The organism is Peptoniphilus vaginalis, assembly GCF_900176605.1.
In the GTDB taxonomy this organism is placed as follows: Bacteria; Bacillota; Clostridia; order Tissierellales; family Peptoniphilaceae; genus Peptoniphilus_A; species Peptoniphilus_A vaginalis.
Genome location: NZ_FXLP01000003.1, coordinates 1 through 12,847, shown reverse-complemented (window position 1 = coordinate 12,847; position 12,847 = coordinate 1). Strand labels below are relative to the sequence as shown.

Sequence of the window (12,847 nt, the reverse complement as noted above, 5' to 3'; positions counted from 1 at the left end):
TATGTATATATCACAAGTTGAAATTGACCTTAACAATAGAAAAAAGACTAGAGACCTAACCCATTTAGGAGCATATCATAATTGGGTAGAAATGAGTTTTCCTGATGAAATAAATAAAGATAAGAGAAGTAGAAAACTCTGGAGAGTTGATAAAATTAATGGTAAAAGTTTTTTATTACTTGTATCAGAGAGCAAACCAAATTTGAAATTATTTGAAAAATATGGTGTAGAAGACTCTGCAAAAACCAAGTATTATGATTTATTTTTAGAAAAATTGAAAGAGGGACAAGTTTTAAGATTTAGAGCAACGTTAAATCCAATAATTTCAAAAAAAGAGGAAGAAAATAAAAGAGGCAAGATTTACCCTTGTTATAATGCCGAAGATCAAATGAAGTTTCTTATTGATAGGTCAGAAAAAAATGGATTTATACTTGAAGAGAGTGACTTCGAAATTGTAGAGAAATCTCGTTCTATTCTTAGAAGAAAAGGAACGAAACATGTAAAATTAAATAAAGTAGTCTATGAAGGTAGACTAAAAATAATTGATAAAGAAAAATTCTTAAAAATTCTTAAATATGGAATGGGTAGAGAGAAAGCTTATGGTTTTGGAATGTTTACAGTCATTCCGGTGAAATAAAATGACAGAAATGACTGGACCAAAGAAACCTGAACTCACTGAACTTCCACGTATTGAAGATAGAGTAAGTTTTATTTATTTGGAACATGCAAAAATTAACAGACAGGACGGTGCCTTAACTGTAATAGATTCAAGAGGCATTATAAGAATACCTGTTGCTATAATTGGAACACTTTTACTTGGACCAGGTACAGAAATAAGTCATAGGGCAGTAGAGCTGCTGGGGGATACAGGAACATCAATTATTTGGGTTGGTGAAAGAGGGGTAAGATTCTATGCTAATGGAAGACCCCTCGCTCATTCAACTAAATATCTTGAAAGGCAAGCACTCTTATGCTCGAATAGGAACACAAGGCTCATGGTAGCAAGAAAAATGTATCAAATAAGATTTCCTGGTGAAGATGTAATGAAACTAACAATGCAGCAATTAAGAGGAAGAGAAGGGGCGAGGATAAGGAATCTGTATAGACAAGAAGCAAAAAGATATGATGTTGATTGGACAAAAAGAGATTATGATCCAAATAATTTTGAAGGTGGGACCCCAGTCAACAAAGCACTTTCGGCTGCTAATGTAGCCTTATATGGAATTTGCCATAGTGTAATAGTGGCGCTTGGAATGGCACCAGGATTAGGATTCGTTCATACTGGACATGACAAAGCCTTCGTTTATGATGTTGCAGATCTATATAAAGCAGAATATACAATACCACTTGCTTTTCAATTAGCAAGTGAAGTAACAGAAGATGAAGACATAGGAAGAATTGCCAGACTCGAACTAAGGAATAGATGTGTAGATGGGAAGTTAATGAAAAAAATTGTAGAGGACTTACAATACCTAATGGAAATAAATCCAGAAGAAGTTATTAAAACAGAGACGATAAATCTCTGGGATGATAAGGGCAAATTGGTAAAATATGGAGTTAATTACACAGAAGGTGATTTATAATGCCATTCACAGTTATAACACTTTCAAAAGTACCAAATTCACTTAAGGGAGATTTAACTAAATGGCTTCAAGAAGTTGCAGGCGGAGTATATATTGGCAATCTAAATACCAAAGTAAGAGAAAAGCTTTGGGATAGAGTAAAAGACAACCTTAAAGATGGTGAAGCAACAATATCTTATTATTACAGAAATGAAATTGGATATAACTTTGAGACAATCAATGGAAATAGAGAGTCCTTGGATTCAGAAGGTCTCCCATTAGTTTTAATAAAAAAAGAAATAAGAGAAAAAGATAGGTCTTTACAGGAAGGATTTTCAAAAGCAGTACAATTTAGAAAAATAAAAAACATAGAGCACAGTAAACTAAAAAAATCAAATAACAAAGAAAAAATAAAAAAATATATAGTTCTAGATTTAGAAACAGACGGTTTAGATCCAACCAAGGATAACATAATAGAAATAGGGGCAATAAAAGTTGGAGAAAAAACAGAAAACTTTCAGAGGTTTGTAAAGATAGATAGAAAACTATCTGAAGAAATAGAGACTTTAACAAAAATTAATAATAAAATTCTAGAAGAAGAAGGAATTTCAGTAGACTTGGCATTAAAAGAACTTATTGAATTTATTGGTGACACAATAATATTAGGATATAACATAGGATTTGATATAAAGTTTTTAAATAAATCTTTAGAAAAAGAAGGAATGCCTAAAATAAACAACAAAGTATATGACATTATGCAATTTATAAAAAGAGATAATCTATTCTTAAAAAATTATAAACTAGAAACAGTTTTAAAATCCTATGGGATTGAAGAAAAAGTACCTCATAGAGCACTTGAAGATGCAATATTAGAAGAGAAATTAATTCACAAAGTGAAAAAATTGTGGGATATATTATAATAAGAATGGTGCAATTGTAGGATCTTTTAAGTGTAGTCCCCGCGTAGGCGGGGGTGATCCTCGGATGATATAACGGGAAATCTGTTTCTTGAAGTAGTCCCCGCGTAGGCGGGGGTGATCCTCCCTATGATACTGATGCATTAAATATTTATGAGTAGTCCCCGCGTAGGCGGGGGTGATCCTAATTTACAATTACTAGATTAGATAAAAACAAAGTAGTCCCCGCGTAGGCGGGGGTGATCCCTCACTACCAAACACTATATATTCATAGTCTTCGTAGTCCCCGCGTAGGCGGGGGTGATCCTCACGCTTGCAAGTTGTTTTTTATGAAGTTTTAGTAGTCCCCGCGTAGGCGGGGGTGATCCTAATAGTCGATACCAGGTTTCTGCCACCAGAGGGTAGTCCCCGCGTAGGCGGGGGTGTTGTTTTATAGAAAAATTAGACGGGAAGGATAAATAATAATTTAAGAAGACGATATGAATTTTATGGGTGATAGGGAACAAATTAATACCTGGAGAATATATGTATTTAGTAATGGAAGTGTTAAGATAAAGTTAAACCTTAGTTCTTTGCAGTTTGCTAATTAAAGATTTTTATTTTTGTAAAAAGTTTATTTAGTTTATTTTTTAGTAAGAGAGCGTGATAATTAATATGAACATAATTGATAACTTTTTTAATGAAATAGAGAAGGTGTTATTTGTAGAAGCCTCCAAGAATGATTGGGAATTATTTAATGATTTGGAAGACTATTTCATTGATAACAACGAGACGATTTTCAAAAAAAAAAAAAAAAAAGAAAGGATATCTGACTTGGGTTATGAAATGCAAGATGTGATTGCAGAAATGAGCTACATGGATGACTTTACTGAATGCAGAAGGAAGATAAATAAACTTTATAATGAAATGAAAAAAGAACCCCAGGCATTGTGAACTGACCCCCAAAAGTTGGACTTAAAAACCAACTTAAGGAGGTCAGTTTTTTAAGCCTGGGGTTTTCTCGTACTATTTTGTGATTTAATTTTTTTCTTTCAACTTGTCTTTTTCAAAATCCCACTCACCTCTTAGGTCTGCGTACCTAATAAAGATGGAGGCTATGGCAAAGAGGGCGAGGATTCCTTGATACCACAAGAAGGGTATTAGTTCCATTGGCGAAACTGCATTGGCGCCAAGTTCTTTGGTGAGTCCTGCTGCAATTAGGATTTGTGCACCGTAAGGTATTATCCCTTGCATGAAACAGGAGAAGGTATCTAAGAGGGCAGCAGATCTTCTTGGATCAATTTTGAAGTCGTTAGATATTTCTTTTGCAACTGGTCCATCTATTATTATTGCCACTGTGTTGTTGGCAGTTGCGGCATCAGTCAATAGGGTTAAGAGGGCGATAGAAACTTCTGCAGATTTTTGTCCCCTTGCAAATCCTCTTATCTTTTGGACTAACCATTCTATTCCTCCGTTTTTGGAAATCATATAGGATAGTCCGCCAGTTAGCATTGACAATAAAAATATCTCAAACATGCCCGAAAAACCTGTGAAGATGTTTTGAGCAAAGGTCATGAGGTCAAGCCCTCCTGTTGCTATCCCAATTATTCCTGATAAAATTATTCCGCATGTTAAAACTAAAAACACATTCATACCTGCAATTGCTGAAATAAGTACAAAGAGGTAAGGAATAATTAAGACTGGGTTGTAGGGACGGTCTTCTAGTGTGGGAAGAACTTCTGGCTTTCCAACAAGTAACAAAATTACAAAAGTTATTAATGCTGCAGGTAGTGCCATCTTTATGTTGGCTTTAAACTTGTCCTTCATATCTACATTCTGAGTTCGTGTGGCAGCTATTGTTGTATCAGAAATAACTGAAAGGTTGTCGCCGAACATTGCACCACCCACGAGTGATCCCAAGACCAAGGCCATTGGGAGGTTCCCCTTTTGGGCAAGTCCAACTGCTATGGGGCCAACTGTTGAGATAGTTCCCACAGAAGTTCCTGTTGATATGGAAATGAAGCAACCTATTAAGAAAATTCCACCTGTTATAAATTCAAGGGGAATGATTGATAAGGCGAAATTTACAACTGAGTCAACTCCACCTGACTCCTTTGACACTGTTGCAAAGGCTCCAGCCAAGATATAGATGAGACACATGATAATAATATTTTCGTCACCACAGCCTCTTACAAAGTCTGTGAACTTGTTGTCGACGCTTCCCTTGAACATAATAAAGGCGAGTATAATTGCTGGTAAGATACAAACTGGTGCTGGCACTTGATAGAATGCCATTTCAATGCCCATTGAATTTAATATAATTCCTGTTGCCATGTAGACTATGACAAAGACAAGAAAGGGAAGAAGTGCAGTCCCAGATGGACTAGGCTTGTGATTTTGATTTTCCATTTTTCCTCCTAAGTTTTTATGTAAACTACATAATCCATATAAATTAAACAAGGCTATTATATTATTAATAAATTCTTTTGTGAAGTCCTAAGGAGCTTTTAAAATTCTTTAGAAATTGAAAACTAAAAGCTACTTCATAAACTTTTTTTAATTTATAGAATCCTATATAATAGAAAATATTGAAAATCTTATAATTAATTTGTGAGTAAAGGAGAGGAGAGAAGAATTGAAGAAAAATAAAAACTTAAAGGTCATTGTTGCTCTTGTCCTTATCATAGTTGGAGTTTTATTTGGACACGAAAGTCTTCAAGAACCTAACAACAATAACCAGGCTTCGTCCCTAGATAAAATAGAAAGCTTAATACCAAGCTTTTACAATCCCTATGAGATAAAAGCATCAAGCATCTATTATAAAATAGATAAAAACCCACCTCAATTTACTGAAGAGGATTTAAAGATGGGACCAGACTTCGCCCACTATTCAAACTTAGATTACTTAAACAGAGTTGGACCAGCCAACGCACTTTTAAGTCCCGACTCAATGCCCAAGAAGCCAAGAGGAGATATATCAAAAGTTCATCCTTCAGGTTGGCATCAAAAGTTTTATGACTTTGTTGAAGGTGGTGCAGTTTACAATAGGTGCCACCTTATCGCCTATCAGTTGACTGGAGAGAATGACAACTGGAAAAATCTTATGACAGGGACTAGGTCCTTTAATACCAAGGGTATGTTGCCCTTTGAAGAGGCTGTTGCTTCTTACATAAAGGACACAGGCAAGAAGGTTAGGTATAGGGTGACGCCAGTTTTTAAAGACGATGAACTTGTGGCAAGAGGAGTTATTATTGAAGCCTACAGCATAGAAGATGGTGGGAAAAATATTAACTTTAGAGTATTTGCCAAGAACATCGAAAAAGGAGTAGATATAGATTACAAAACTGGAAGGACCAGACTTGCAAAGAAGAAGTGAGATAATAAAATTTAATAAAGAGCAAGTAGATAAATTTTAAAAGCCAAACCTAATGGGGATGGCTTTTTCTTTTGCAAAAAATTAAATTTATTAAAATAAAATATAAATCTTGTTGACACTAAGTTAGCTTGTGTTATAATTCCATAGAACAAAAAGGAGAATGAAAATGAGACTTAGAAAAAAACATTTTGCAATACCTGAAATGGCAGAGAACCCTTATGTTTTTTTTAATGGCCAAGAAAACAAGGGCAAGTGGAAAGAAGTCTTTGGCAACGACAATCCAATTTACTTAGAAATTGGTGCTGGTAAGGGAACCTTTACCATAGAGTCAGCCAAAAGAAATAAAAATATAAATTATATAATGGTAGACATAGAAACTAACGCACTAATATATGCAACGAGAAAAATAATTGATGAAGAGCTTACCAATGTAAGGGCCATGCCAATTAATGCAGAAAACATCTTAGACTACTTTGACAAGGATGAACTTGACAGGATCTATATCAACTTCTGCAATCCTTGGCCAAAGCTAAGACATAAGAAGAGAAGATTAACTTATCCAAGGTTCTTAGAAAAGTATAAAGTTATCTTAAAACCAAAGTCACAAATTTATTTCAAGACAGACGACCTTGAACTCTTTGAAGAAAGCTTAGATTATTTTAAAGATGAAGGCTTCTCCGCTCTTATCGAAGACTTCGATATGAAGCTTGAAGACTATCCCCAAAACATTGTTACAGAATACGAAAGCAAGTTTAGAGGACTGGGAGAAAAAATAAAATTTGGTGTCTTTGAACATTATGTTAACTAAAAAATAATTAACATTGACAATAAAACTCCTGAAATATATAATAATTTTCAGGAGTTGAAGAGATGGATATAAATAACTTAAAAGAAAAAATAAAAGATGGCTACGTCATAACGAGAGAAGAGGCAATAGAAGTTTACAAAAGTGACTATGAAAGTTTAACTGCAGCAGCAGACGAACTTAGAGAATACTTTTGCGGCAATGACTTCGATGTTTGCACTATTATAAATGCAAAAAGTGGTAAATGCTCAGAAAATTGTAAGTTCTGTGCCCAATCAGCCCACTATCACACAAATGTAAAAGAATATGACCTCTTAGATGAAGAGATAATAGTAAAAGATGCCTTAGAAAAATACAAAAGAGGTATCCCTAGATACTCAATGGTAGCAAGTGGAAAGGGACTTACACCTAAAGACATAGATAAGATCTGTAGCATCACAAAAAAAATATATGAAGAAGCACCAGATATAAAGGTGTGTATATCAGGTGGAATAATATCAGAAGAATCCTTTGAGAAATTAAAGGAAGCAGGTATAACAAGAATTCACAACAATCTTGAAACATCAAGAAACTTCTTTCCAGAAATTTGCACAACACATACTTATGATCAAAAAATCAATACAATAAAAGCAGCCCAAGATGCAGGAATGGAAATATGTTCAGGTGGACTAATAGGACTAGGAGAAGACTTCACAGATAGGATTGACATGGCACTAGAACTTAGAGAACTAGATGTTCACTCAGTACCAATCAACCTATTAAACCCTATAAAGAACACACCACTTGAAAACAACGAACCCCTATCAATGGAAGAAGTAAATAGGACTTGTGCAACCTTTAGGTTTATCATGCCAAAGGCCTTAATAAGACTAGCAGGAGGAAGAGCCCTCATGGAAGAGTTTGGCACATCAGCTTTCAAGTCAGGAGCCAATGCAGCAATATCAGGAGTGCTTCTTACAACAAAGGGCATAAGCATAGAAGATGACATGAAGAGAATAAAAGAATTAAACTACCAAGTAAAGGCAGTGTAAAATATTTAATTAACTTTTACAAAATACTTGACAAAGAAAAAGATAAATAGTAATATAAAACAGCTGTAAGAAATGCAGCTGTTTTCTTTATATAAAAAAATTGAAAAAAGAATAAAAAACAGTTGACAGATGATTTTCTAGATGCTAATATATAGAAGTTGCCACTTAAAGACAGCAAGAAAAAACTACTGAGAAGTTAAGTAAAAACAAAATAAAAACTTTGTAAAAATACTTGACAAAGAAAAAATACGGTAGTATAATAAATAAGCTACTTCAAAAAAGGTAGCGAAAGAAACATGATAATTAAATAGTGTGAAGATAAACAAATTCGTGATTTAATCACAGATTCTTGTCAAAGAATCAAAAGCAAACCAGATATTCGTTTAGTTTTGAGAAAACTAATGAGTCATACAAATTTTTAATTGAGAGTTTGATCCTGGCTCAGGACGAACGCTGGCGGCGTGCTTAACACATGCAAGTCGAGCGATGAAACCTTAACAGAACCCTTCGGGGCGAAGATAAGGTGGATTAGCGGCGGACGGGTGAGTAACACGTGAGTAACCTGCCTTAGACATAGGGATAGCCTCGGGAAACCGGGATTAATACCAAATGAAATCACATATGCACATGCATAAATGATCAAAGCTCCGGCGGTCTAAGATGGACTCGCGTCCCATTAGCTAGTTGGTGAGGTAACGGCCCACCAAGGCGACGATGGGTAGCCGGCCTGAGAGGGTGAACGGCCACATTGGAACTGAGAAACGGTCCAAACTCCTACGGGAGGCAGCAGTGGGGAATATTGCACAATGGAGGGAACTCTGATGCAGCGACGCCGCGTGAACGAAGAAGGCTTTCGAGTCGTAAAGTTCTTTTATATGGGAAGATAATGACGGTACCATAAGAAAAAGCCCCGGCTAACTACGTGCCAGCAGCCGCGGTAATACGTAGGGGGCTAGCGTTGTCCGGAATCACTGGGCGTAAAGGGTTCGCAGGCGGAAATGCAAGTCAGGTGTAAAAGGCAGTAGCTTAACTACTGTAAGCATTTGAAACTGCATATCTTGAGAAGAGTAGAGGTAAGTGGAATTTTTAGTGTAGCGGTGAAATGCGTAGATATTAAAAAGAATACCGGTGGCGAAGGCGACTTACTGGGCTCATTCTGACGCTGAGGAACGAAAGCGTGGGTAGCAAACAGGATTAGATACCCTGGTAGTCCACGCTGTAAACGATGAGTGCTAGGTATCGGAAGAATTCGGTGCCGCAGTTAACACATTAAGCACTCCGCCTGGGGAGTACGTGCGCAAGCATGAAACTCAAAGGAATTGACGGGGACCCGCACAAGCAGCGGAGCATGTGGTTTAATTCGAAGCAACGCGAAGAACCTTACCAGGGCTTGACATACTGAGGACCGGTATAGAGATATACCCTCTTCTTCGGAAGCCTCAATACAGGTGGTGCATGGTTGTCGTCAGCTCGTGTCGTGAGATGTTCAGTTAAGTCTGGCAACGAGCGCAACCCCTATCTTTAGTTACCAGCATTTCGGATGGGGACTCTAAAGAGACTGCCGATGATAAATCGGAGGAAGGTGGGGATGACGTCAAATCATCATGCCCTATATGCCCTGGGCTACACACGTGCTACAATGGAAGATACAAAGGGAAGCGAGATAGTGATATTAAGCAAACCTCAAAAAGTCTTTCCCAGTTCGGATTGTACTCTGCAACTCGAGTACATGAAGATGGAGTTGCTAGTAATCGCAGATCAGAATGCTGCGGTGAATGCGTTCCCGGGTCTTGTACACACCGCCCGTCACACCATGGAAGCTTGTAATACCCGAAGCCTGCGAGCAAACCGCAAGGAAGCAGCAGTCGAAGGTAGGATAGGTGACTGGGGTGAAGTCGTAACAAGGTAGCCGTATCGGAAGGTGCGGCTGGATCACCTCCTTTCTAAGGAAAATAAATCTTCACACTATTTTAATTATATATGGGGGTATAGCTCAGTTGGGAGAGCGCCTGCCTTGCAAGCAGGAGGTCAGGAGTTCGAATCTCCTTATCTCCACCATGAATAGCATGCAAATGCTACTCAAAAACTTCTTTGAAAAAAGAAGAGAACCATAACAACTTAAAAACTAATCAAAATTTCTAAAACAAACAATTAAACTGGAAATAAACAGAAATGTTTATTAACAAAGGTCAAGTTAGAAAGAGCACTAGGTGAATGCCTAGGCACCAAGAGGCGATGAAGGACGTGACAAGCTGCGAAAAGCTACGGAGAGGAGCAAATATCCATTGACCCGTAGATATCCGAATGGGGAAACCCACCGCAAGGTATCCTATAGCCAATCCATAACTATAGGAAGCGAACCAGGTGAACTGAAACATCTAAGTAACCTGAGGAAAAGAAAGAAAACTCGATTCCCTAAGTAGCGGCGAGCGAACGGGGAAGAGCCCAAAGTGTAAAAAGAGACAATAGCCAGCCAAATAATCTGGGAAGATTAACCAAAGAAGGTAAGAGTCCTGTAGGCGAAAGCGAAGATATCCGACACAAAAGAGTACCACGGAACACGAGAAATTCCGTGGGAAGATAGGGGGACCACCCCCTAAGGCTAAATACTACTTGGTGACCGATAGCGAACAAGTACCGTGAGGGAAAGGTGAAAAGAACCCCGAGAGGGGAGTGAAATAGAATCTGAAACCTAGTGTTTACAAGCAGCGAAAGTGGCAATACGCCACAATCGTGTACTTTTTGTAGAACGGGCCAGCGAGTTACGATTACTAGCAAGGTTAAGCATTACAGATGCGGAGCCGAAGCGAAAGCGAGTCTAAATAGGGCGAAAGTTAGTAGTTGTAGACCCGAAACCGTGTGATCTATCCATGAGCAGAGTGAAGTTGAAGTAAAATTCAATGGAGGCTCGAACCGGGTAACGTTTAAAAGTTATCGGATGACTTGTGGATAGGGGTGAAAAGCCAAACGAACACGGAGATAGCTGGTTCTCCTCGAAATAGCTTTAGGGCTAGCCTCTAGTAAGACGTGAAAAGGGGGTAGAGCACTGATTGGTTGCGGGGCATGCATATGTTACCAAAACCTATCAAACTCCGAATACCATATCATGCACTAGGGAGTCAGACTATGTGGGATGAGCTTCATAGTCGAAAGGGAAAGAGCCCAGACCATCAGCTAAGGTCCCAAAATTATAGTTAAGTGGGAAAGGATGTGGAGTTACTGAGACAACTAGGATGTTGGCTTAGAAGCAGCCACTCATTTAAAGAGTGCGTAATAGCTCACTAGTCAAGTGACTCTGCGCCGAAGATAACCGGGGCTAAACTATATACCGAAGCTATGGAACGTCAAACGTTGGTAGAGGAGCAATGTATGAAGGGAGAAGCAGAAGCCGTAAGGCACTGTGGACAACATACAAGAGAGAATGCTGGCATGAGTAGCGAGAGGTGAGTGAGAATCTCACCCGTCGAAAACCTAAGGATTCCTGAGCAAGGCTCGTCCACTCAGGGTAAGTCGGGACCTAAGGCAAGGCTGAAAAGCGTAGTCGATGGACAACAGGTTGAAATTCCTGTACCGATACAATCGTTAAAAGGAAGTGGGGACGCAGAAGGATAATAAGAGCGCCCAGTTGGTGAGGCGTGCAAGCGCAAAGGAAGGGAAGTAGGCAAATCCGCTTTCCGAAAATTCTGAAGCGTGATGCGGATCGAAAACAAGTAGAGAAGCTTATGACTCCACACTGCCAAGAAAAGCCACTACAAGAGAAGTATCGCCCGTACCGCAAACCGACACAGGTAGGTGAGGAGAGAATCCTAAGACGAGCGGAAAAACCTTTGTTAAGGAACTCGGCAAAATGACCCCGTAACTTCGGGAGAAGGGGAGCCCCTGTAAAAGGGGGCCGCAGTGAAAAGGCCCAAGCGACTGTTTACCAAAAACACAAGTTTCTGCTAAGTCGAAAGACGAAGTATAGGAGCTGACACCTGCCCGGTGCTGGAAGGTTAAGGGAAAAAGTTAGCGCAAGCGAAGCTTAGAACTGAAGCCCCAGTAAACGGCGGCCGTAACTATAACGGTCCTAAGGTAGCGAAATTCCTTGTCGGGTAAGTTCCGACCCGCACGAAAGGTGTAACGATTTGGGCACTGTCTCAACAAAGGATCCGGTGAAATTGTAGTAGCGGTAAAGATGCCGCTTACCCACGACAGGACGGAAAGACCCCGTGGAGCTTTACTGTAGGCTGAGATTGAATTTTGGGATTAAATGTACAGAATAGGTGGGAGGCAAAGAAATAGGTACGCCAGTATCTATGGAGCCACCGTTGGGATACCACTCTTTTAATGCTAGAATTCTAACCTAACCCCATGAATCTGGGGAAGGGACACTCTCAGTTGGACAGTTTGACTGGGGCGGTCGCCTCCGAAAGAGTAACGGAGGCGCTCAAAGGTTCCCTCAGCACGGATGGAAATCGTGCGAAGAGTGCAAAGGCAGAAGGGAGCTTAACTGCGAGACCAACAAGTCGAGCAGATGCGAAAGCAGGACTTAGTGATCCGGTGGTACCGAGTGGAAGGGCCATCGCTCAACGGATAAAAGCTACCCCGGGGATAACAGGCTTATCTCCCCCAAGAGTCCACATCGACGGGGAGGTTTGGCACCTCGATGTCGGCTCGTCTCATCCTGGGGCTGAAGTAGGTCCCAAGGGTTGGGCTGTTCGCCCATTAAAGAGGCACGCGAGCTGGGTTCAGAACGTCGCGAGACAGTTCGGTCCCTATCCGTCGTGGGCGTAGGAAATTTGAGAGGAGCTGTCCTTAGTACGAGAGGACCGGGATGGACAAACCTCTGGTGCACCAGTTGTACTGCCAAGTGCATAGCTGGGAAGCTAAGTTTGGAAGGGATAAGAGCTGAAGGCATCTAAGCCCGAAGCCCCCCTCGAGATGAGATTTCCCTCGAAAGATAAGACCCCTAGAAGAAAATTAGGTAGATAGGCTCAAGGTGTAAGTGTAGCAATACATTCAGCTAGCGAGTACTAATAGGTCGAAGACTTGACCAAAAGAAAAAGGAAGAGATTAGTTTTTAAGTTAATCTGGTGAGAATAGGACAATGGACACACCTGTACCCATACCGAACACAGAAGTTAAGCATTAGTCCGCTGATGGTACTTGGTTGGCAACGACCTGGGAGAGTAAGTTAT

8 protein-coding genes, 1 tRNA gene and 3 rRNA genes are annotated in these 12,847 nt (G+C 39.5%); 11 read left to right on the top strand and 1 reads right to left on the bottom strand.

Features of this window, described 5'->3' with window-relative positions:
• Window position 1: 1 nt before the first annotated feature.
• The 4 genes from cas6e to CAN42_RS00785 all read left to right on the top strand — a co-directional run bounded on the left by cas6e (window position 2) and on the right by CAN42_RS00785 (window position 3,412).
• Window positions 2–637, top strand: a complete 636-nt coding sequence (cas6e, locus tag CAN42_RS00800; protein ID WP_085875134.1) for a type I-E CRISPR-associated protein Cas6/Cse3/CasE — start codon at window positions 2–4, stop codon at window positions 635–637.
• Between the two features lies 1 nt (window position 638).
• Window positions 639–1,583, top strand: a complete 945-nt coding sequence (gene cas1e, locus CAN42_RS00795) for a type I-E CRISPR-associated endonuclease Cas1e (RefSeq protein WP_085875133.1) — start codon at window positions 639–641, stop codon at window positions 1,581–1,583.
• Window positions 1,583–2,482, top strand: coding sequence for a type I-E CRISPR-associated endoribonuclease Cas2e (gene cas2e, locus CAN42_RS00790; protein ID WP_085875132.1), 900 nt, complete (start codon window positions 1,583–1,585; stop codon window positions 2,480–2,482). The genes cas1e and cas2e overlap by 1 nt, the downstream gene beginning before the upstream one ends.
• 651 nt (window positions 2,483–3,133) lie before the next feature.
• The gene (locus CAN42_RS00785; RefSeq protein WP_085875131.1) at window positions 3,134–3,412 is read left to right on the top strand and encodes a hypothetical protein; all 279 of its coding nucleotides are present in this window, start codon (window positions 3,134–3,136) and stop codon (window positions 3,410–3,412) included.
• An 84-nt stretch (window positions 3,413–3,496) separates the two neighbouring features.
• Here the strand turns inward: CAN42_RS00785 and CAN42_RS00780 are convergent, their stop codons facing one another.
• On the bottom strand, window positions 3,497–4,867 hold the full coding sequence (locus CAN42_RS00780; RefSeq protein WP_085875130.1) for a Na+/H+ antiporter NhaC family protein: 1,371 nt from the start codon (window positions 4,865–4,867) through the stop codon (window positions 3,497–3,499).
• Window positions 4,868–5,093: 226 nt separating this feature from the next.
• Here CAN42_RS00780 and CAN42_RS00775 point away from each other — a divergent pair, with 226 nt between their 5' ends.
• The 7 genes from CAN42_RS00775 to rrf all read left to right on the top strand — a co-directional run.
• Window positions 5,094–5,834: a DNA/RNA non-specific endonuclease gene (locus CAN42_RS00775; protein ID WP_085875129.1), complete on the top strand. Its 741-nt coding sequence runs from the start codon at window positions 5,094–5,096 to the stop codon at window positions 5,832–5,834.
• Window positions 5,835–6,000: 166 nt separating this feature from the next.
• Window positions 6,001–6,642 carry a tRNA (guanosine(46)-N7)-methyltransferase TrmB gene (trmB, locus tag CAN42_RS00770; RefSeq protein ID WP_085875128.1) on the top strand — a complete coding sequence of 214 codons (642 nt, stop codon included), beginning with the start codon at window positions 6,001–6,003 and terminating at the stop codon, window positions 6,640–6,642.
• 62 nt (window positions 6,643–6,704) lie between these two features.
• Window positions 6,705–7,670, top strand: coding sequence for a biotin synthase BioB (bioB, locus tag CAN42_RS00765; protein WP_085875127.1), 966 nt, complete (start codon window positions 6,705–6,707; stop codon window positions 7,668–7,670).
• 418 nt (window positions 7,671–8,088) lie between these two features.
• Window positions 8,089–9,613: ribosomal RNA gene (locus CAN42_RS00760) — 16S ribosomal RNA — on the top strand.
• A gap of 39 nt (window positions 9,614–9,652) precedes the next feature.
• A tRNA-Ala gene (locus CAN42_RS00755) sits at window positions 9,653–9,728 on the top strand.
• A 129-nt stretch (window positions 9,729–9,857) separates the two neighbouring features.
• Window positions 9,858–12,706: ribosomal RNA gene (locus CAN42_RS00750) — 23S ribosomal RNA — on the top strand.
• A gap of 32 nt (window positions 12,707–12,738) precedes the next feature.
• A 5S ribosomal RNA gene (gene rrf, locus CAN42_RS00745) occupies window positions 12,739–12,847 on the top strand; the annotation flags it as partial.